18 protein-coding genes are annotated in these 22959 nt (G+C 35.2%); 9 read left to right on the top strand and 9 right to left on the bottom strand.

Features of this window, described 5'->3' with window-relative positions:
* The first annotated feature begins 108 nt into the window (after positions 1-108).
* Positions 109-3495, top strand: coding sequence for an isoleucine--tRNA ligase (ileS, locus tag ABWU23_RS01615; protein WP_353271029.1), 3387 nt, complete (start codon positions 109-111; stop codon positions 3493-3495).
* A 68-nt stretch (positions 3496-3563) separates the two neighbouring features.
* A complete protein-coding gene (locus ABWU23_RS01610; protein WP_353270686.1) occupies positions 3564-6251 on the top strand; it encodes a hypothetical protein in 2688 nt (895 codons plus the stop codon).
* Here ABWU23_RS01610 and pheT read toward each other — a convergent pair.
* Both pheT and ABWU23_RS01600 read right to left on the bottom strand, forming a co-directional pair.
* Positions 6245-8641, bottom strand: coding sequence for a phenylalanine--tRNA ligase subunit beta (gene pheT / locus ABWU23_RS01605; RefSeq protein ID WP_353270685.1), 2397 nt, complete (start codon positions 8639-8641; stop codon positions 6245-6247). The genes ABWU23_RS01610 and pheT overlap by 7 nt on opposite strands.
* 120 nt (positions 8642-8761) lie before the next feature.
* Complete coding sequence (locus ABWU23_RS01600; protein ID WP_253309467.1) at positions 8762-9049, bottom strand: hypothetical protein; 288 nt, start codon at positions 9047-9049, stop codon at positions 8762-8764.
* Between the two features lie 230 nt (positions 9050-9279).
* Here ABWU23_RS01600 and ABWU23_RS01595 point away from each other — a divergent pair, with 230 nt between their 5' ends.
* The 6 genes from ABWU23_RS01595 (at position 9280) to ABWU23_RS01570 (ending at position 13852) form a co-directional block, all read left to right on the top strand.
* Positions 9280-10005 (top strand): F0F1 ATP synthase subunit A, encoded by a 726-nt coding sequence (locus ABWU23_RS01595; protein WP_253309466.1) that lies wholly within the window; start codon positions 9280-9282, stop codon positions 10003-10005.
* Positions 10006-10064: 59 nt separating this feature from the next.
* The gene (locus ABWU23_RS01590; protein WP_250294934.1) at positions 10065-10292 is read left to right on the top strand and encodes a F0F1 ATP synthase subunit C; all 228 of its coding nucleotides are present in this window, start codon (positions 10065-10067) and stop codon (positions 10290-10292) included.
* A gap of 3 nt (positions 10293-10295) precedes the next feature.
* Positions 10296-10775 carry a hypothetical protein gene (locus ABWU23_RS01585; RefSeq protein ID WP_264688424.1) on the top strand — a complete coding sequence of 160 codons (480 nt, stop codon included), beginning with the start codon at positions 10296-10298 and terminating at the stop codon, positions 10773-10775.
* An 8-nt stretch (positions 10776-10783) separates the two neighbouring features.
* On the top strand, positions 10784-11260 hold the full coding sequence (locus ABWU23_RS01580; RefSeq protein WP_064125097.1) for a hypothetical protein: 477 nt from the start codon (positions 10784-10786) through the stop codon (positions 11258-11260).
* Between the two features lie 145 nt (positions 11261-11405).
* Positions 11406-12872: a glycosyltransferase family 2 protein gene (locus tag ABWU23_RS01575; RefSeq protein ID WP_253309464.1), complete on the top strand. Its 1467-nt coding sequence runs from the start codon at positions 11406-11408 to the stop codon at positions 12870-12872.
* A complete protein-coding gene (locus tag ABWU23_RS01570; protein WP_253309463.1) occupies positions 12854-13852 on the top strand; it encodes a COX15/CtaA family protein in 999 nt (332 codons plus the stop codon). The genes ABWU23_RS01575 and ABWU23_RS01570 overlap by 19 nt, the downstream gene beginning before the upstream one ends.
* Here ABWU23_RS01570 and ABWU23_RS01565 read toward each other — a convergent pair.
* Positions 13835-15913, bottom strand: a complete 2079-nt coding sequence (locus ABWU23_RS01565) for an acetyl-CoA carboxylase biotin carboxylase subunit (protein WP_353270684.1) — start codon at positions 15911-15913, stop codon at positions 13835-13837. The two genes, ABWU23_RS01570 and ABWU23_RS01565, sit on opposite strands and share 18 nt — an antisense overlap.
* Positions 15914-15985: 72 nt before the next feature.
* Entirely contained in the window at positions 15986-16738 is a 753-nt protein-coding gene (locus ABWU23_RS01560; RefSeq protein ID WP_253309461.1) for an ankyrin repeat domain-containing protein, read from the bottom strand.
* Between the two features lie 149 nt (positions 16739-16887).
* Here ABWU23_RS01560 and gltX point away from each other — a divergent pair, with 149 nt between their 5' ends.
* Complete coding sequence (gene gltX, locus ABWU23_RS01555) at positions 16888-18318, top strand: glutamate--tRNA ligase (RefSeq protein ID WP_253309460.1); 1431 nt, start codon at positions 16888-16890, stop codon at positions 18316-18318.
* A gap of 968 nt (positions 18319-19286) precedes the next feature.
* Here gltX and purH read toward each other — a convergent pair.
* The 5 genes from purH to ABWU23_RS01530 all read right to left on the bottom strand — a co-directional run bounded on the left by purH (position 19287) and on the right by ABWU23_RS01530 (position 22932).
* Positions 19287-20798: a bifunctional phosphoribosylaminoimidazolecarboxamide formyltransferase/IMP cyclohydrolase gene (purH, locus tag ABWU23_RS01550; protein ID WP_253309458.1), complete on the bottom strand. Its 1512-nt coding sequence runs from the start codon at positions 20796-20798 to the stop codon at positions 19287-19289.
* A gap of 80 nt (positions 20799-20878) precedes the next feature.
* On the bottom strand, positions 20879-21778 hold the full coding sequence (gene fmt, locus ABWU23_RS01545; protein WP_253309457.1) for a methionyl-tRNA formyltransferase: 900 nt from the start codon (positions 21776-21778) through the stop codon (positions 20879-20881).
* Positions 21779-21797: 19 nt separating this feature from the next.
* Positions 21798-22163, bottom strand: coding sequence for a 50S ribosomal protein L20 (gene rplT, locus ABWU23_RS01540; protein ID WP_064125369.1), 366 nt, complete (start codon positions 22161-22163; stop codon positions 21798-21800).
* Between the two features lie 20 nt (positions 22164-22183).
* Positions 22184-22390 (bottom strand): 50S ribosomal protein L35, encoded by a 207-nt coding sequence (gene rpmI, locus ABWU23_RS01535; RefSeq protein ID WP_253309456.1) that lies wholly within the window; start codon positions 22388-22390, stop codon positions 22184-22186.
* Between the two features lie 98 nt (positions 22391-22488).
* Positions 22489-22932 carry a PAS domain-containing protein gene (locus tag ABWU23_RS01530; protein ID WP_253309455.1) on the bottom strand — a complete coding sequence of 148 codons (444 nt, stop codon included), beginning with the start codon at positions 22930-22932 and terminating at the stop codon, positions 22489-22491.
* Between the last annotated feature and the right edge of the window lie 27 nt (positions 22933-22959).

Below are 22959 nucleotides of genomic sequence, written 5' to 3'. Positions count from 1 at the left end.
ATTGTGTTAGCTATAGGGTGTGGGGTGCAGGAATAAGTTTGTTTCTTTTTGCATTTGTAATTTTCTAGAAAGCCCTATATTCTTTGGCTTTATCCGGTCAAAATGAACATGAAGTCAAAGCATTATCCTGATACAGTAAGTAGTCCTGATTTTTCGTCGTTAGAAAAAGAAATCATAAAATTTTGGCAGGAAAATAAAGTTTTTGAGCGGTCAGTTGGAGAACGTTCCAAGGATAATTGTTTTGTGTTTTATGATGGGCCTCCGTTTGCAAATGGACTTCCACATTATGGACATTTACTCACTGGTTTCATCAAAGACGCATTTGCAAGATATCAAACTATGCTTCAAAAAAGGGTTGAACGTAGATTTGGTTGGGATTGCCATGGATTACCGGCTGAGATGGGTGCAGAAAAAGAACTTGGAATATCTGGTAGAACTGAGATAGAAAAATTCGGCATTGAAAAATTCAATAACCATTGTCGTACTTCTGTAATGAGATTTTCATCAGAGTGGGAAAAATATGTCAATAGGCAGGCAAGGTGGGTGGATTTTCATAATGACTATAAAACCATGGATAAATCATTCATGGAGTCGGTCATGTGGGCATTTAAACAGCTTTATGATAAGGGTCTAGTGTATGAATCAGTACGCGTTGTTCCATATAGCTGGGCGTGCGAAACTCCATTATCCAATTTTGAAACAAGGCTTGATAACGCATATAGAGAAAAGACTAGCAAAGCTGTAACTGTTGCATTTGAGCTTTTAGAAAACCCACAGCAGTTTAAAAGTGTTAAACAAAAATGTAAATTACTTGCTTGGACTACAACTCCTTGGACTCTTCCTAGCAATCTGGCATTGGCGATAGGAAAGGACATCAAGTATTGTGCAGTGTCAGTCCACTCTTTGGTGTCATCCCAGCGCGTGACGCTGGAATCTATTTCTGGATCCCAGTGTCGAAGCACTGGGATGACAGAAGTTAATGAAAGGAGTTCAGTGAAGAGTGAAATTTATATTTTCGCTGAAAGCTACCTAGAAAAATTTATCAGCCACTCTGAACAAAACAATATTCCATATGAAAACTGCAATATAAAACTTAAAGCGAATGATCTTGCAGGCCTTTCCTATAAGCCGCTGTTTGATTACTTTAAAGATACAAAGAATGCATTCCGTGTTTTTGTTGCTGATTATGTTACAGGAGAAGATGGTACTGGCGTTGTACACACTGCTCCTGGATTTGGTGAGGAAGATTTTTACCTTTGCCAAAGCCATGATATTCCAGTTATTTGTCCAATTGATAACAGTGGAAAATTTACTGCTGAAGTTTCAGATTTGGCAGGGGTTCATGTTTTTGATACCAATGATACAGTAATAAAAAAATTGAAAGAACAAGGAAACTGGTTCAAAACTGAACAATATATTCACAATTATCCACACTGCTGGAGAACTGACACTCCTTTGATCTATCGCACTATGCCTTCTTGGTATGTTGCCGTTACAAAATTCAAAAGCAGAATGGTAGAGCTAAATAAGAGAGTTAATTGGATACCAAACCACATTAGAGATGGTCAATTTGGAAAATGGCTTGAAGGGGCACACGACTGGTCAATTTCACGCAATCGATTCTGGGGTACTCCGATTCCTGTGTGGCAATCAGATGATACAAGATATCCAAGAGTGGATGTATATGGTTCGATAGAAGAACTAGAGCGAGATTTTAATGTTAAAGTAGATGATTTGCACAGACCATTTATCGATACTTTAACGAGGCCAAATCCTGATGATCCAACAGGAAAATCAGTTATGCGTCGTGTGCCTGACATATTTGACTGCTGGTTTGAATCTGGCTCGATGCCATTCGCACAAGTCCACTATCCGTTTGAAAATAAGGAGTGGTTTGAAACTGCAGATTTTATCACTGAATACATAGCGCAAACCAGGGGGTGGTTTTATACGCTCTTTGTATTGTCCACTGCTTTGTTTGATAGGGAACCATTTAAGAACTGCATATGCCACGGTGTTGTTTTGGATGTAAAAGGGCAAAAATTGTCCAAGCGTTTGAATAACTATGCAGATCCAATGGAGGTTTTTGATAGATACGGTTCTGATGCACTGCGTTTTCTTATGCTTTCTGGATCTATTGTTTGTGGTGGTAATTTGCTACTTGATAAAGAAGGGAATTTAGTACGAGACGTTCTGAAAAACGTAATAAAACCTATTTGGAACAGTTATCACTTTTTTACCATGTATGCAAATGCAGATGGAATTAAAGCTGAAGTTTGTAAGGATTATCAAAGTACTATTGATCGCTACATGATTTCCAAATGTTTTGAAGCTGTAGAAAGTATCCAAACTTCTATGAACAGCTATAACTCCCAAGAGGCTTGCAAAATTTTGATGAACTTTTTTGAAGTGCTAAATAATTGGTATATTCGTCGCAGTCGCGAGCGTTTTTGGAAAAGTGATTTGGATCAGGATAAAACTGATGCTTATAATGTTCTATATACGGTTTTTTATTACATACTAAGAGCTGCAGCCCCTTTGTTGCCACTTATAACAGAGAATATATGGCAAGGGCTTAAGTATGAAGAAACATCTGTTCATTTGGCTGATTTCCCACAATTAGAGAAGTTTGATAGTCAGCTCATTGCCAAAATGGATCTAGTGAGAGAGATATGTAACTCTGCACTCTCTATTAGAAACACTTTTAATATACGTATCAGACAGCCACTTGGCAGTATGATCATTTATCATCAGTCTTCCTGTAGTTTTCTTGAAGGTGAGCCGTTTTCTGTCATCCCAGTGCGTGACACTGGGATCCAGTGTGCTGAAAACTCAAATGAGTACCAAGAGATGATAAAAGATGAGGTAAATGTAAAAAAACTGAAGTTAGTAAACAGACTTGAAGATATTGCATCACTAGAGTTAAAACTCAACTTCCCTGTGCTTGGAAAAAGAATTCCGGAGAAGATTAAGACACTGGTTCAATATGTTAAACAAGGAAAGTGGAAACAAGTTGAATCCGGTGTCATCCGAGTAGCTGACACTGGGATCCAGACGCAGATTCCAGCGTCACGCGCTGGAATGACAGAAAGAGGTCTCATATTTTTGGGGGACGAGTCAGAAAATTATATCATAGAAAAAGGCGAATATGAACTATTATTAAAAGCAAACAGTGAATTCTCCTCTGTATTTGATAACAACAAAGGGGTTGTTATCCTAAACACTACTTTAAATGATGAATTGATTCTAGAAGGGCTTGCAAGAGATGTAGTGAGGCTCATTCAGGAAACTAGGAAACAAGCTGATTTTCATATGTCCGATAGAATCAGAGTAATAATCAAAACAGAAGATGAGAAAATTAAGGAAGCAATAAATACGTGGATTGAATATATAAAAGAGCAGACCCTTGCCTTATCTTTGGACATTAATACAGAAATTGGAACTAACTTTTATTCTAAGGAATATCAGGATTTAAATGTTAGCATTGAGCGTTAGATTTTTAATAAAGTTGCAAGATTGTCAGTATTTATGCTATACTTAAGGTAATTGGATAAGGTTATGGTATGAATGCTGTTGTAGGTTGTGAGGAAGTTGTTGACTTAAATAACAATAGTGGTGATTTAGATGCATTAAATGGACAACCTAATTTACAAAGAGAATCTTTTGCTACTTCAGAAAAACAGGAAGGACCTGTTGCTACTTTGGAAGAGCAAGAATCTGTTAGTAATTTAAAAAAAATAGGTGCTGATTTTAGCATTCCACTAAGTATATTTCATTATAAAGGTTACGGCTCCGATTTTTTTACTTCCTGGTATAATATATCAAGCGAAATATTTAAGGAAATAAACAGAGCTTGCCTGGAGAAGAAAGTATTAAATTCAGCTCTATCAGTTTTAATGTTTCCTTATGTTGCTTCTGTTGCATTGGGGTTAGTTATATATAAAACAAACAGTAAAACACAAACCAGTTCAGAGGAAAGTAAAACAAAAAAGAGTGAGGTAAGTACAGCAAAAAGATTGGCATATGGCGTTCTTGCTGCAATTGCAATTCTTGTTGATATAGCTGTGCTTATAGCCTTAATTATTCCTGCAACACCCGCCTTAGCTACTTTTTATCTTACAAACAGAAAGTTATCTCATTCTTTGGTTGCTGCTCTAAAAATAAGTAATGGGTTATATCAGAATGAACACCAGAATATTGAAGTGTCTTTTCGTGAAATAGATGCTGGTAAGTCGGACATTAAGTGGGATATGGAAGTTAAGTTTCCACCGCAATTTGAACAATTACTTAGAGATTTATATGAAGATAAAGATGGTAGTTGGTTTAATGTTGCGCGTGATTCAGAACATAATACCATACTGAAATTATCAGCTAATATCAATTTAAAAAACGGCCTTAGGCCTTTACGTAATGAGATCAAGAATGTGCTTGCAATTTCGATTCAGGAATTCGCAAAGACTATGGAAGAGCTAATGAAGCTAGAAGGAAAAGATATTACATATGATAAGCTGAAGGAACTGTTGAACGAATTCAGACTGAAAGTGGTGGATAGTGTAGATTCTAAACTGGTGAATTACTTAATACAAAATGCTTATCGAGTTGCTTTTATACAAGCAATTAAATTTGCACAAAAAAGAAGAGAGGAAAAGGAAGATTTTTCATTAGAAGAAAGACTGAAAGAGGTATTAGTGGAGCAAGAACTGAAAAGCCAAGGTAAGGAATTGCCGACTGAAAAGGAAATGATACTAGAAGATCTAAAAAAATCAGGAGCAAAAGTACCAGATGACTTGGACGATAGAGGGCTTCCTATGTTTAAAGCAAAATGGAAACAGCTTATAAAAGAAGGGAAAATAGCTGAAAGGACAATAATTAATACTTATGAAGATATGTACCCTCAAGAAACAAAGAAAGCTCTAGATAATGCTGAAAGAGAGATTAAGGATTTAAGAGAAATAGGACAGAAAAGATATAATGGGATATGTGAAAAATTAAAAGAGATGCATAAAAATAGGAAAAACGGTAACTTAAAAGATGGTGCTTTAAAAAGGAAATTAGAAGATCTTTTTAAATTTGAATATGATGATCAAAAAGTTGAGGAAAGGCTAATAGAATCGAGAATAAGGACTATTAACACTCTACTGAGTAAGTCAGATAAAAAAATAAAGCAATCTTTAGCAGAAGATTTTAGTGAATTAAAGGAAACAAGGACTTCGGATAAAGTGAATGACTTTGTAGAGAAGATGTATTTAGAAATAACAAGATGTAGAATTCAAGAGTTATTTGAAAAGCAAGGGGAAAGTATAAAGAATGTAGAAGATAATAAGGACATGCTATTCAATGGAGAAGATGAAAAACGTCTAGTAAACAAGATTGTTTCTTATCGAAAAGAAATTGGAGAATATTTTACGCAACCTACAAGACTGAAGGAAATAATAGGAAAGCAGAATGAGGATTTGGATGTTGAGAAAAATAGTAAAGAAGAGAAATCTTCAAGTATGGAGTTAATAGAGTTATGCTTGCGAAATAACCAAGAAATTTTAGAAGCATTAGAGCAATTAGAGTTAAAAAAAGAAGGATTGTTGATAAATGAAGAAACAAAAAATAATTATAGAGAAGAGCTGGAATCTCGTGAAAAAATAAAATTTGCAATAATAGAAGATGATTTACTGAAAGCGTTCGAGCATGAAACTTTTAACGAAGAAGCAATTAAGAGATTATTAGAGGAAGCGGAACTTGAGTACTATTTGGCAGAAAGATGCATCAAATATCCTGTGATTAAAACGAAAGATAATATCAAGCATTTTTGTCAAGATTTATTGTCTCCTCTGGTAGACAGGTTAGCGAACCTCATAATAAATAATGTACCAAAAGATAATGGGAATAGTTTGTGGAAGATTTGGAACTCTCTTAAAGTTGGTTTTAATTATAATGTGATTGGATGGTCAGCTACCGTAAACAAAGATAAGAGCACAGAAGGAAAAGCGTTGAGTGTGGCACATGATACTCATAAGGAAATAGAGACATTTCTTCAACATTTCGAATCAAGTTATGAAGAAGTAGGAGCCTTGATAGGTGATGTATTTTCTGATGATGGGAAAACATTTAAAAATGATGTATGGCCTAAAGTAGAAGAGCATTTGCATGGAATGTGGAATAGATTTTTTAAGGATGTTGAATTCAAGATTGGGAATAGATTGGATGAAGTAAGTGTGACACAGCAAAAGCAGAACTCTATGATTGTGACTCAATGATGAGTTCTCAAAGTTCCTCCGGTATTTTCATATACCAAATTGACTATAGCACTTGATTCTTTTTGGATCTCTTTTTCAGTTAAAGTGTGGATTGGAGAGCAGAAAGTAACTGACAATGCTATAGACATCTTATTCGGTTCTATATTGTTTCCATGGTATACGTCAAATACTAAAACTTCTGTGATGAGCTCTGAGCTTTTTTTTACCACATTGATTATGTTACCTACTTCCACATCCTTATTTACAATAAATGCAAAATCACGTTTTACACTTTGGTATTTATAATCGATAAATTTCTTTCTACTTACAGGTAAATTTTCAATATTTTCTAGTATTACCTCAAAACCTACAACTTTTTGCTTGATGTCAAAAAGATCTAATATATTAGGATGCAACTCTCCAAAATAACCTGCTACTTTATTCTTAAAAGAGAGAGTGCCTGACTTTCCTGGGTGGTAATGTTCTTTTTCTGCTCTCTCTATCGTTAAATTATCGCAATTGACGTTAAAAAACTCCAAAGCTGCTATGCAATCAGCCTTTGCGTCAAAAACATCTACTTTCCTATCAATATTATAATGGTTTCGCGGTAAATTATTTCCTGTTCTTATTCCACTTAAGACATGTTTAGACTGAGCTTCACCATCGTAAATCGGCCCAATTTCGAAGATTGCAAGATCAGATACTCCATGGGCAATATTATCAGCAGTGACTTGCAATAAATTTGGCATAATACTTGGTCTCATCATATTAAAGTTATTGTTAAACGGATTATCGATGATAAATAACTTATTCGAGTAACCAAATTTTTCAGCTGTTGATTCACTCATAAATGACCAGGTTAGCACTTCATGAAACCCTCTGTTTGTCATCAAAATACGCAAATTGTCGTATGTACTATCTACTTCTTCAACATTATTTGGTAGTGGTTCTTCTTTTATTTTGTCATAGCCGTATATTCTTGTTACTTCTTCAATTAGGTCAGCAGGTATAGTCACGTCCGGTCTCCAGCTTGGTACTTGTACATTCCAATTGCCTTCGGTTTTTTTATCAATACTAAACCCTAGTTTCGTTAAGATATCGAACGTCTCATCAGGTGATACAGATACACTTCCAAACTTGTTTATATCTTGGTAATCAAGGCTTATCTTAGCATCATTCCGGCATGGTTTTTTCTGGATCCCAGTGTCAGCTACTTGGATGACAGAGGTGTATTCTTTATCTAGATTACCGGCAGACACTACGCTTGAGACTTCTCCACCACATAAATCCAAAATCATTTTGGCTGCAAGATTGAGTCCATCAAGGGTAAATCCAGGATCGATTGAACGTGCAAATCTGTAACTAGCGTCTGTGGAGATGCTGAGCTGTCTTGAAGATTTAGTGATAGAGATTGGATCGAGCAAAGCTAATTCCAAAAAAATATTGGTGGTTTCAAGAGTACATTCACTGCACTTTCCACTTATAATTCCAGCAACTCCATGAATATTTTTACTATCAGAATAAATGTTTATATTATTGTCCAGTAAATATTCCTTACCATTTAAAGCAAAGAAGCTTTCTCCATCATTTGCTTTTCTTATTGTAAGTTTGCCATCTACTTTGTTTGCATCAAACGCATGCATTGGACGATTAAAAGATATCATAATATAGTTAGTAATGTCAACTATTGTAGAAATGGAGCGCATTCCTATCGATTCCAATTTATCTTTTAGCCACTTTGGGCTTTCTTGATTTTTTACATTGGCGATGTATATTCCACTAATAAAACTTTCTCCGTCAGTCACTTCAACATCGATTGGTGAATTTATGGAGCTGGTAAGTTGTGGAATGCTTAAAGTCTTTAATGTCCCAATTCCAGTTGCAGCAAGGTCGCGAGCTATTCCATAAATGCCTAAGCAATCTCCACGGTTTGGAGTAACATTTATCTCAATTACAGGGTCACAATTGAAAAATTTATCCCCTACTTTATAATCATCGGAAAGCTCGATTATTCCTTCACTTTCCTCTTGAACTAGCGCAAGTTCAGAAGCAGAGCAGAGCATCCCTTCACTTAGCACTCCTCGTATTTTTGTAGGCTTGATTGTGAAATCACTTTCTGGCAATGTGCTACCAAGAGATGCAAGCACAGTTTTCATACCTTCTCTAACATTGTTTGCTCCGCAAACTATTTGTAGAGTTTTACTTCTGTCATCTACTTTACATAATTTTAATTTATCGGCATTTGGATGAGGTGCAACTTCTAATACTTTTGCAACAATAAAACCAGCTAATTTGGTATTGTCGATCACATCTTCTACTTCTAACCCTATGTGAGTTAATTTATCGGTAATTTCTTCTAAACTAGCATTGGTTTCTAAGTGTTCTAATAACCAAGATAATGTGAATTTCATGAACCTTTAAAGAAATAAAAGAGTTATTGTAATATAAAATGTAGTGCTTTTAAAGCTTGTTGTAATGGAATAAAAGGTAACTTCTACATCATAAACAAGGATGCAGAAGTTTTTGTAATTTTATATATTATTGTAGAGAGAATTTATCTTCTCGATATCACCTTTTAAATCTATCTCCATAGAGAGCTTAAGATTCATATTGTGGTTATCTTCATGGAAGTTATGAATGTAACCATCAATAGTTAAGTTTCCTATCATATTATGGCTTTTATCTAGTATTTCGCTTCCCATTTGATAATGGCCAGTATATTCGTTAAAGGAGCCATCTGTTAGTTTAATGTATCCACTACCAAATTCCTGCTCTAAATTTAAAGGATGATTAGTGTTAATAAAATCTATTTCGTTCATAATAATACCTCACTAAAAATTAAATTATAATTAAAATAAGATGTTAAGTCAAGATATTGAATTATTTAATAAGATTAGTAAGTTTTAAAATACAGAGCTGACTGTAATTAACACTCTAATTACATATTTTGTTAATGTATCAATGTTATAATGATACAGGGCTTTATCTTAATTCTTGACTTTGTCCTATAAAATTCATACTTTATTTACTGTTTATAGTTCAGATTAAAATGGCATTAAATCCACTGGAACAGTTTAAAGTATATACAATAATAGAGTTACCTAGGTTATTTGGGTATGACGTAAGCTTTACCAATTCATCTCTTTTCATGATGATTTCGGTGATATTGGTGATACTCTTTTTGCTTTTTGGAATAAAGAAGGGGTCAGTAATACCAGGATATTTGCAAGCTGCAGTTGAATATGTATATGATTTTGTTGTTTCAATAATAGAAAGTAACACTGGAAGCAAAGGCTTGCAGCACATTCCATTGATATTTACAGTGTTTATTTTCATTTTATCATGTAATTTGGTTGGTGTTCTTCCTTATAGTTTCACGGTCACAAGTCATGTGATAGTCACCTTCGCTTTATCGATGGTGGTTTTTATTTATATAACGATTGTTGGATTTAAAGAAAGGGGAGTAGAATTTTTACGCATATTGCTACCAAAAGGAACTCCTTCGTGGCTTGCACCTATAATAATTATTATTAAGTTGTTTGCTTATTTAGTAAGGCCGATTAGCCTATCAATAAGGCTTGCAGCAAATATGATTGCGGGTCATACAATTATCAAAGTGATAGCAGGGTTTATTGTAAATATGAACATATTTCTCACTCCTGCGCCGTTTTTGTTCATAATTGCATTGATAGGGTTTGAAGTATTTGTTGCAGTTTTACAAGCTTATATATTTACTATATTAACATGTGTATATTTGTCAGATGCAGTAAAGTAATTGACTTCCTTGCAGAATATTTTACAATTATATTATAAAGAAATGTTTAAAGGTAATATATGGATTTAGTAGCTTTAAAATTTATAGCAATTGGTTTAGTTGCGTTTGGAATGCTCGGTGCTGGTTTAGGTATAGCTAATATCTTTTCTGCTATGCTGAATGGGATTGCGAGGAATCCTGAATCGGAAGGTAAAATGAAAACTTACGTTTATATTGGTGCTGCTATGGTTGAAATAATGGGATTGCTTGCGTTTTTACTTGCAGTATTATTAATATTTGTTGCTTAACACATGCCACAGCTTGATGTTTCAAACTTCTTTTCTCAAGTTTTTTGGTTTTTAATTTTTTTCTCTTCACTTTTTTTTGTAGTAAGTTGTTTATTTTTACCAAAGTTAGATGAAATAATAAGCACTAGAAGTAAAAAAGTATTGGATTCTTTTAATAGTTCTGTTCATCTTTTAAGACTCACGGAAGAGCAGATTGCCAAGTATAATGCCGCTTTAAACCAAGCTAGAATACAGGCAAAAAGGATCATAGATGATGCACTTGCTCAGGTAGAAGAAATGAGAGCTAATGTTAAGAATATATTAGAAGAGGAAGACAAAAAAATGAGCAAGCTTATTGAAGAAAAAGTGGCAGAATTTAAATCTGAATATACTGATCAGTTAAAACAAATGGCTACTAGTATTGCTTTAATTTATTATACTAAATTGACCAATTCTGAAATTGAAGAGGAGTTTGTTGCTGACTTGGTGTCCAAAGAATTTTAGGGGTTTTTATGTCTACATCACTGATTATCGGTCTTGCCTTCTTGGTAAGTTTTGTCCTTTCGTATAAATTGCTAAAGAAAGTGATAAAAAATGCGCTTAACAATAAGCGTAACAAAAGCAAATTTTCAAGTGAAGAAACTGAAAAATTCAGGAAAGATATGTTGGAGTATTACAAAAAATCTTCTGAAAAATACAAAGAATTAGATGCAGAAGTTAATAAAATGATGAATGAAGCACTTGATAAAGCTAATAGTATCATTAAGCACAATAGACAGCAGCTAGATCAGACATTAGATGACAATGCCCATTCTAACTTGAAGAAAGTCACTGACCAAGTTGAAAAAGCTCTTGGAGACTTACAGGCTAACACAGCGAATATAGCTGCTGATGCTGTAAAAAAAATAATGCATGAACGTAAAGATGATAAGCGTAGTAGCGAGGTCATATCTTCATTTTCACGTGACTTAAATAAAAAATTGCATTAGGTTTAATGCAACAATTGCCTATACTTCAAGCTGATAATGTAGAAAAATTAAGTTTGATTCTAGTTTATGCAAAGAGCAAGAGAAACTTTTTTACTATAAATTTAATATAATTCCTTGGCAAAAATTAAATGATACTACTTTTTTTATGGTTGAAGACACAAGCCGAGATATCAACCGTTGGGTCGAAGCTCATTACGGTATTGACTATGTATTAATAAAAGTGGATAGCGAACAGATTTTAAATCTTCTTAACTCGCACTTTGGTATTTCAGAATTTGCAAGCAACTACTTATATTACAAGAATGCTAATTTTTCAGCTAAAAGCATTAAACTAAGCTCAATATTTTTTGCTTCTTTCTTTATTGTAACTTCAATTTTAACACTAACAGAGAAATATACATATTTTGCTTTGATGTTGATATTTATAATCGGATGTTCTAGTTATTTATTCAAGTTTATAGCTACAATTTTTAACTTATGTGAAACCTCCAACCAAAAAGTGGATTATAGTAAGCTGAATGAAGAAGATTTTCCTATATATACTATTTTATTGCCTGCTTTTAAAGAAAGTGCAGTGATAGAGCAATTGATCGAAAGCATTGAAAGTTTGGATTATCCAAAATCGAAATTAGATGTGAAGCTTCAGGTAGAAAGTGATGACCAGGAAACGCTAGCAGCTATAGAAAAGTACACTTTACCACAGTATTTTGAAGTAATAAAAGTGCCTCATTCTTTGCCTAGAACAAAAGCCAAGTCATGCAATTATGCTATGAGCTTTGCTAGAGGAAAGTATGCAGTAATATATGATGCGGATGATAAACCAGACCCATTGCAGTTAAAAAAAGCACTGATTGAATTTAATAAGGGCGACGATAAGCTTGCCTGTGTACAGGCAAGGTTGAATTACTATAATTATGATCATAATTTTCTGACAAAATCCTTTTCTCTGGAGTATATGAACTGGTTTCAATACTTATTGCCTGGATTCCAAAAAATGAACATGCCAATGCCTTTGGGTGGTAGCAGTAATCATTTTTCAGTAAAAATTCTAAAAAAATTGTTTTTCTGGGATGCTTATAGTGTTACCGAAGATGCTGACCTTGGTTTGAGACTTGCGCAAATGGGATATAAAACCAGGATGATTGACTCAGAAACATTGGAAGAGTCACCAATTGCTGTATTTGCTTGGATTAAGCAAAGAGCGCGCTGGATCAAAGGCTATATGCAAACTTATATTGTTCATTTAAAAAATATAAAGTCACTTTATAAACACACTGGATTTAAGGGAATTTTGCTATTGAATCTTTTTGTTGGCTCTGCAGCTTTTATATTTTTTACTACTCCATTTTTACTGCTTTCATTGATATTAACTAAAGTTTTAAATGAATTATTTTTGTACTACTTTGTAGTGGTATACGTTACTAACCTGATTCTTTTGGTAATAGCTGTCAAACAGCAAAAGATGCCTTTTTATTTTTATATAGTATCGATATTTTTTCCGGTCTATAGTCTGCTACATAGTGTTGCAGCTTTTCTTGCCTTATGGGAATTTATTCTTTACCCTGAGCGATGGAACAAAACTCAGCATGGTTTATGGAATCAAAACCTGTAGCTATTTGGCTTTTTCTCTGCTGTATTATGGTAATTCTCATGGTGGGGATTGGTGGATTTACCAGACTTTCAAAAGCAGGATTGTCAATCACGGAGTGGAAACCCATCACTGGAACATTGCCACCACTGAGTGGACAAGATTGGCTACAAGAAAAATTAAAATATGAAACTACACCTGAGTATAAAGCATTCAACTATGGTATGAGTATGGAGGAATTTCAGGCTATATACTTAATAGAATATGTACACAGATTGGTTGCAAGACTAACAGGTTTAGTTTTTGTCCTGCCATTTATATATTTTACATTAAGAAGAAAAATATCTAAAAAGGTAGTAATAAGGCTATTTGTGGCATTATTATTTGGAGCTTTACAAGCTTTTGCTGGTTGGTATATGGTTAAAAGTGGTTTAGTAACTGAACCTCATGTTAGCCACTATAGGCTTGCACTTCACTTATTATTAGCATTAATTGTCTTTGCATTATTGTCATATCAATTTTTTGATTACCAAATCAGGCCAAAGCAAACTAAACTTAAGATTAGTAGTGACACTATATACTACACAGGGATGATTTTGGCCCTAATTGTAATACAAATAATTTTCGGTGCGTTTGTTGCGGGATTAAATGCTGGTTTGATTTACAATACCTTTCCACTAATGGACGGACAAATCGTTCCAGAAGATTTATTTTTCTTACACCCTATATGGCTGAATATCTTTGAGAACAGAGCAACAGTGCAATTTATACATCGAGCACTGGCATTGCTAATACTAGCTTTGGTAGTAATACTCACAGTAAAAAATGCTAGCGTAAAACCGGTATATATTATGCTGCTCTCCGTTATTATTCAGATCATTTTGGGTGTAATTACTCTATTATTGCACATACCAATAGCCATTGCCATAGCTCATCAAGTGTTTTCATTTATCTTGTTTGGGTCAAGTTTATACTTCTTGTGTTATTTAAGAAAGCAGAGCTAATACTACATCACCAATTTGCACATTTTTTCCTTCTTGAACGAGAATATTTTTTATCACCATTGCTGCTTCAGCACATATGATATTTTCCATTTTCATTGCCTCCACCACAAATAAAGGTTGTCCTATTTCCACCTGATCTCCTATATTTACGTGCAACTTAACTAATAAGCCAGATATTGGGGATTTTACAGCATCTGCTGAAATCCCTTCTGTTTCATTATTTAGCATTAACCTACTTAATTCAGCTACATGAGGCTTAAATATACAACACTCAGCTTTCATGCCTGCATGTCTTATGAAGTATTTGCTGCCTTGTTTTTCTACTTTAAATGTTATATCAGCATCATCATTAATTGTAATATATAGTAACTTATGACTTGATTTCCACTTGCCTACTACAGAGTATGTATTGTGGTTATATACTGTTGTTAATATATTATCTTGATATCTTGCACTTACGGAGTACTCATTGTCATTTATATTCACTATGAATAAATCTCTTGCACGGTCACCTGCCATCCGAGTAGCTGATACTGGTGCCCCTTCTTTTTTACTAGATTCCAGTGTCACGCACTGGAATGACACCTGAGGTGTTTCATTCACTGCTTTATGATGGTACCTTTCTTCATTTTCCAAATGAACATATAACGCAGTGAAAATAAATATTTTAATATACTCCTCTGTAACAAAATCGCCGTGAAACCCACTAGGGTAATGGTCTGGAATGAATCTCGTATGGAGCTTTGCTGCAATAAAATTTGGGTGATGGAAGATGGATTCTAGAAATTCTATATTATTTGTTACTCCTTCTATATAGCATTCAGACAATGCTTTTTGCATTCTACTGATCGCTTCTACTCTATCTTTTCCATATGTTATAACTTTTGCAATCATTGAGTCATAGAACGTGCTAATTTCTGAACCTGCAGCAACTCCATCATCTATTCTTACATAATCATTTTCATCCGGTTTATCGTAATATTTTATTCTTCCGCTGGAAGGGAAAAATTTCTTCGATGGGTCTTCAGCGCAAATTCTACTTTCTATTGCAGAACCAGTAAGTTTAATATCATCCTGATTGAATCTCAATTTCTCTCCACAGGAAGTTCTAATCATTTCTTCTACTATGTCTATTCCAGTTATAAATTCTGTTACTGGATGCTCAACTTGCAATCTCGTATTTACCTCAAGAAAATAGAAGTTTTGGTCTTTATCTACAACAAACTCAACAGTGCCTGCTGAAAAATAGCCAACTTGCTTTGCCAGAGAAACACATTGGACATACATTTTTTGTCTTACTTCTTCACTAATGAATAGACTTGGCGTTTCTTCCATTATTTTCTGGTTATTCCTTTGTATCGAGCATTCTCTTTCTCCAAGACACACTATATTGCCATATTTATCTGCTATGATTTGTATTTCAATATGTCTTGGTAGTTCTATATATTTCTCTATAAAGATACTGCCATCCTTAAAACTTTTCTCTGCTTCATTTGTTGCTGATGTGAACGCTAGTTCAATTTCTTTTTTGGAATTTACAATTCGCATTCCTTTGCCACCACCGCCTGATGCAGCTTTAAGCATAACCGGAAAGCCAATTTCTTCAGCAACGATGGCTGCATGAGCGACATCTTTAATCTTGCCCATATATCCTGGTACTACATTTACTCTAGCCTTTCTTGCCTCTTCTTTTGCCGTTATTTTATTGGCTGTAACTTCTATTGTTTCTGCACTGGGACCGATGAAGTCTATATTATGTTTTTGAAGAGCACGTGGAAAATCTGGATTTTCCGCTAAAAACCCATAACCAGGATGAACTGCCTGTGCACCTGTTTCAACTGCTACCTCGCATATTTTTTCGATGTTTAAGTAACTGAGGCAAGATGGCGAAGGGCCAATATACCTCGACTCATCTGCTTGCCTTACATGCACAGAATTTATATCCGCATCCGAATATACGCATACACAAGATATATCCATCTTATGGGCAGTTCTGATAATCCTGCAAGCAACCTCTCCTCTGTTTGCTATTAAAATCTTACTGTACTTCTTTTCCGTCATCGTATCAGTATACTTTCTTAAGTTAAGAAAGTAAATTTCTATATCATTGCCTGCAAGTAATTTCTAGCTTCATCAAACACCCAAACCTTCTCCTGCAAGTTGTACATTAGTTTCCACTAAAGTGCTTTCGTTATGCAAGGCATGTATCTCGTTACATGCCTTAACTGACAGGTATGTGACTCCGCCAGAAGCTATTGCAACCATCGAGCTTAGTGCAAAAGTCTGAGAAGATAGATACAGAAAATATAAAGATAAACACAAGGCAGCAATACACGCTATAGCCCCTACTATATATAAACACAGGTGAAACTTCTGATTACATATAAAGCTGTCTTTTATGTCTGCGATTTGCTTAATTTCTTTCTGTTGTGCAGCATCTAAGTAATAAAGAGGAGTTTCCCTTTTCTTATTAAAAGCATGGTCTTTACTGCAGAGCGCATCTTTAATATATTTTTTATTACATTTGAGTTCCTCTTTCAATCTGCTTACTTCTTTCCGATCTCCAGCTTCTTCTGCTTTTGTAATTTTGTTATCAGCTTCCGTCTCTAAGTAATGCACAATCTCTTTTACTGCAGGCAACAAAATCCCACTCCTTGCTGCTTCATGAAATGGATTATTTCCATATTCATTATGCGCAGTTACAGAAGCAATGTTCTTCCTGCAAATGTCTACAAATTTATCTTTTTTTGGTATTCTTGCAGCTAGATGCAAGAGATTATCTGCCCGTACTATTTGTTTTGTTTTATCAAAAGGGCCGGTGTAACGCCAACTGACAGTAGCTTCATTATCTGAAAGCAATTTTGCTATATCTACAAGTCCATCCATAACTCACCTCGCTATATTCAACCAATAATAAATTATACAACATAACTTATGAAAAACAAGTAAATCTTATCTCTCAGAATAAATAAATTCCACATTGTTGCAAGCATAAATTTTAGCTATCATCATTTACATTACTGTAATAGACAAATATGCCAGACGTAGTCACTAGATTCGCTCCATCACCAACAGGGTTTTTGCACATTGGAGGGGCTCGTACTGCTTTATTTAATTGGCTCTACGCGAGGCACCATGGTGGCAGGTTTTTGCTAAGGATTGAGGACACCGACAGAAAACGTTTAACACAAGAAGCAATTGATGCAATTATAGAAGGGCTAAAATGGCTCGGTGTGAGTTATGATGGAGAAATAGTATATCAGTCAAAAAGAATAGAGCGGCATAAAGAAGTAGCAAACCTTTTAGTTGAGAAGGGTAGGGCGTATCACTGTTACTGCCCTGAAGATGAAGTTGCAGAAAAGAAAATAAAAGCAAGAGAAGAGGGCAAGATATACAAGCATAAATGTACTACAAAACCTCCTTCTTGTCATCCCAGTGCTCGACACTGGGATCCAGAAAAAAATATGTGGTCACGCGCTGGAATGACATCGGGTGTGAGGTCAGTTATCCGTTTCAAAGTGCCAGACTCGCAAGAGATCGTCGTTGATGATAAAATATACGGCCAAATCAAAGTAAATAGCGACCAGCTTGATGATATAGTGATCTTACGCTCTGATAACACTCCAACATATATTTTCGCCGTGGTAGTTGACGATCATGATGCTGGAATAACTGATATAATACGCGGTTCTGACCATCTCACTAATACTTTTAAGCAATTGCTAATATACCAGGCTCTTGATTTTGATGTTCCACGTTTTGCACACGTACCGCTTATCCATGGGGAAGATGGGAATAAGCTATCCAAAAGGCATGGTGCCACAAGCGTTTGCGATTATGAAAAGATGGGAATATTGCCAAAAGCGATGCGTAATTACTTGCTGAGACTTGGCTGGAGTCACGGCAACGATGAGATTATTAGCGATGAGCAAGCAATAGAGTGGTTTAATTTAGAAAGTATTGGTCGTTCACCTGCACGGCTCGATTTCAAAAAACTGGAGCATTTGAATAACCACTATATTAGTAATATGAGCAATGAAGATATTCTGACTCTAATGCTTAGAGAAAATACTCTAACTGACAAAAAAAAGGGCTATTTACTGCAGGGACTGACAGAGCTGAAAAAAAGAGCAAATTACCTGACCGAATTATTGGATTTAGCAAAATTTTATATTCAAGATCCGCCACTTGATTTAAGTGAAGAAGCTTGTCAAATTGTCAAATCTAACCTCAATATAATTAAGTTACTCGCATCATTTCTGTCAAAGATCGGTGATGAAAATTGGAATAAGGGTTTTTTATCTTCTCAGATCAAGGAATGTGCAAAATCACATGATATGAAAATAAGCAGTGTATACCACTCATTACGTGCCCCTATAACTGGAGTAATGGATGCACCTGGAATCATCGATATCATGGTGATTCTTGGTAAAGACGAGTGTATAAGAAGGTTACAAGCAATTTAAATGAAATAAGAAAATTTCTTGACAAACTCCGCCAGCCCCCTTATTATGACAATAAGGGTATTTATGACTCAAAACTTGTTTTTGACCTGCAGGCTCAATGACAAAATTCAGTAAAAAACTCAGGGTATTTATTGGCGAATTACATAAAATTATAGCGGCTACATGTCTTTTTTATTTTTTCTACATTCAGCCAAATCGCGCTTATTTTAAGCGTTAGCACATTATTACAGCGCCACTTACAGTAATATAGAGTCAAAACTCGCACCACGGGGCTTCTTTTGCCTTTTTTTCGTTTGGTAAGTTTCTTAACGTTTGTAGCTAAACGACAACCGTCATCCCGCTACGTGTTAGCGGGATCTCTTGTTAGCGGATGAGATACCGCGAATGAATCGCGGTATGACGGTTCGCGGTGGAATGACGATAACTTCGTCATTCCGCTATGTGTTAGCGGCTAAGAGATACCGCGGCAGTATGATGGTTAAGTAGGGTGTCATCCCAGTGTCAAGCACTGGGATGACAGCTAGCCTGACAACCGTCATCCCGCTGCTTGTTAGCGGGATCTAGAGATACCGTGGCGGGATGACGAGGATGCCGCCGCGAACTTGTCATTCCAGCGCGTGACGCTGGAATCTAGTCTTTATTATGCAGCCACTTATTTAAAGTTAAGTTTCCTGGATCCAAGTAGTCAAGCTACTCGGATGACACCTTGACGATTTGAAGAATCGTCATCCCGCTACTTGTTAGCGGGATCTATGTGAGATACCATGAATAAATCACGGTATGACGTAGAAGCTATACTTTTATACTCACCAGCTCAGTGTCCAATCTGGATCCAAGTAGTCAGGGCACTGGGATGACAGGGGAAGGAGGCTACTTGAATGACATCCTACCTTGTGGACTCAAATCACAACGTTCGTACAGTTATGGTGGTATGATATGGAAAAATCTCTAGCCATAAGACACAAAGCCTAATGGAAAAAACTGCGAACGCCAGTGAAAAACATAGCAATTTTATTTTCATTTGCAGCTTTTATCACATCTTGATCTTTCAGCGAGCCACCAGGCTGAATTATAGCTGTAATTCCATGTTTTGCACTTTCTACTATGCTATCTGGGAATGGAAAAAATGCATCTGAAGCAAGCACTGCACCTTTACATTTTTCACCTGCTTTTTTTACTGCAATGTTCACACTATCTATTCTGCTTGTTTGCCCTGCACCGATGCCAATAGCACAACCATCTTTTGCTATAACTATTGCGTTGGATTTCACATGTTTACATATTTTCCAGGCAAAAATAAGATCTTCCTTTTCTTTTTCTGTTGTAGTGCATTCTGTTACTTGTTCTGCTTTTATTGTGTGGTCATTATTTTCTTGCACCAAAAACCCACCAACAACATTTTTAGTTTGGTATTTCACATTTTGTTGGAAAGATTTATGAATAATCACTCTTAAATTTTTCTTTCTTTGCAAAATTTTTAGTGCTTCATTGCTGACTGAAGGTGCTATCACTACTTCCAAAAATATCTCGTTTAATTTTTCTGCTAGCTTTAAATCTATCTCCCGATTTAAAGCTACTATACCACCAAAACTGCTTACTTCATCACACGATAGGGCCTTTTCATATGCCTCCAAAGCATTATCACTAACAGCAGTGCCACATGGGTTATTGTGCTTTATTATCACTGCTGCAGGCTCTTTAAACTCAGAAATTATGTTAAGTGCGGACTCTATATCTACTATATTATTATAACTCAACTCTTTCCCATGTATTTTTTCTAGCGGATATTTGGTAAATTGATTACTATAAAATGCAGCTTTTTGATGGGGATTTTCACCATACCTGAGTTCTTGTACTTTATGTCCATATAGTGCAAAAAACTCTGGCAACTCATTATTTTTACTCTGGGATAAAAACCAACTGTGAATATTAGAATCATAGTGTGCAGTGAGAGCAAATGCTTTGGTTGCTAAATGTTTTCTATATTCCAATGTTGTTTCATTGTTATTTTTTATCATCTCAGCTTTTAGTGCTTCATAGTCTTGAATGCTAGAAATAACTGAAGTAAAACAAAAGTTTTTTGCTGCAGCTCTAATTAACGCCACTCCGCCGATATCAATTTGTTCTATAATTTGATCTTCATTTGAGCCGCTACTTACTGTCTCCCAAAATGGGTATAGGTTAGTTATAAGCAGGTCTATTGGCTCAACACCTAGATTTTGCATTTCCGTTTTGTGCTTTTCTCTATTGCAAAGTATTCCTCCATGAATTTTAGGGTGTAAAGTTTTTACTCTACCACCCAGTATCTCTGGAAATTGTGTGTAATCTGAGACCTCTTGTGTTTTTATTCCGGCATCAGATAGTGCTTTATAAGTATTTCCCGTTGAGAGAATTTCTATTTGTTGCTGCATTAAAAACGATGCAAGATCAATTATATTCGTTTTGTCGTATACTGATATTAAAGCTCTTTTTATTTTCATTTTTGTACGGAAAGTTTTTTAAGATTATATCTAAGAAAAGGAAATTTAGCTATTACATTTCTACACTAATTTAAAGCAGTCTATTCTATAAATTTTTTTACCATGCTTGATTTCAAGCCACGAATAAAATCTTCAATACTGCAAGGATTTCTCCCTTCCATTTGTACAACTTTAGGAATTAAAGTGCCACCTTTTAAACTTATGTGCATATTATCGTTAACAATCTTACCTTGTTCTGAAGCGAGAGCTTCAAAGTCAGCATCAAGTATCCTGATACGTTTATTCTCTATCTTGATGAACGCTTTTGGGTAAAACGCTTTAACCTTTCTATAAGCAACCTCACAAGCATCACTTGCATAAATTTTATAGTCTTCCACTTTGTCAGCGTAACATGCATCATTATCGTTCTGTTTTAAGGGAACCTGTTTTTCAATTTCGTTTAGCACTTTCAGCAGTAAATCACTGCCTAATTCAGACAATTTATCATGCAATGTCTTGTAGTTATCGTTCTTTTCGATAAGAAATTTTTCCTGTTTTAAAATAGGGCCGGAATCTAATCCTTCATCCAATTGCATAATGCTAACCCCGGTTTCTTGATCTCCTGCTAAAATTGTGTGCTGTATCGGAGCTGCACCACGCCACCTTGGTAGTAATGAAGGATGAATATTAATACAACCATATTTAGGAATATTCAAAATTTTTCTTGGAAGTATCAATCCATACGCAGCAACAACTGCAACGTCTGGTTTGAAATTTCTAAATTTTTCTTGCTCTGCCAAAAACTTTAGAGAGATAGGAGTACATACCTCTATGTTACTTTCTTCAGCGATAACATGTACTGGAGATTTCGTTGGCTTCTGTCCACGTCCTGAAGGTTTTGGAGCCTTGGTGTATACTGCTACTATTTCATTCTGTGATTTCAATAGTAAGTTTAGCGTACTAACAGCGAATTCCGGTGACCCCATGAAAATAATTCTCACGCTTTCAAGTGTTTTTGCTTTAAGAATTCTCCGCTAATTTACCACTTACAGCTTCTACTAATTTGGCAAAATCATCCTTATAATTAACGGCCATCTCAGCAAGAATTTTTCTATTTAAATCAATGCCGGCAAGTGTAAGACCATGCATAAACCTACCATAAGTAAGCCCATGCTCTCTTGCTGCTGCATTAATACGTATTATCCATAAGCTACGGAAATCACGTTTACGGGTTCTTCTGTCTCTGTAAGCATATTGCAATGCTTTTTCAACTCTTTGTAATGCAATTCTATAACAGCTTTTTGCACGTCCTCTATAACCCTTTGCCAGTTTCAATATTTTTTTATGACGAGCGTGAGTAGTGACTCCACGTTTTACCCGAGCCATTTTATTTTACCTCCATTTTGTTAAATATCATAAGGCATATAAAGCTTAACTATACGCGAGTCAGATTTACCAAGAATCGTTGTACCGCGCTGATTACGAATATTAGATTTACTTCTCTTTACCATGCCATGCCTTTTGCCTGACTGAGTAGAAATGACTTTACCCTTAGCTGTAAGGTGAAAGCGCTTTTTAACAGAAGATTTGGTTTTTAATTTTATTCTCTTCATATTCCAAATAAATTTACAAACACTACTATTGAGTTCTTTAATAGTAATTAAGCATTAGTATAAATAATTTTATTAAAGAATCAAATTAAAATTGTATATTAAAGGAGTTTAAAAGTAATTACGCCCAATATGTGTGTTATACCTTCTTTATTCCCAAGTGGCAACAATACTTGCCTCATTTTAACACTTTCACTTTCTTCCTCTTCATTGATTGGGCATTTACTCTCTATTACAGCATCAAGTTTATCAATAACTGCATCTATTTTATATAGTCGCAAAAATGGTGCATCAATTGCATACTTATTATCAATGCGCGTCTTTTTCTCAAAACCATAGAATTCAACAGCCTTTTCTCCTGCATTTTCACAAATATAACCTTGATCCTTGACTTCAATGATAAAACAATGCTGCCATGACTCCATTATTTCTGCAGTGTCTATTTCGTGCCTTTCTGGCCAATCTCTGTCTGGTCCTTTTATGTCACTCCAGTGCTCAGTTACCACATTTGCTATTCTTTTTTCTTTGCCTACATAAATTTCCATTCCAATTTCCACATATAAAACACAGAT

The organism is Wolbachia endosymbiont (group A) of Hedychridium roseum (genome assembly GCF_964028325.1).
In the GTDB taxonomy this organism is placed as follows: Bacteria; Pseudomonadota; Alphaproteobacteria; order Rickettsiales; family Anaplasmataceae; genus Wolbachia.
The sequence above is the reverse complement of the archived record's forward strand: the minus strand, read 5'-3'. Positions and strand labels throughout refer to the sequence as shown.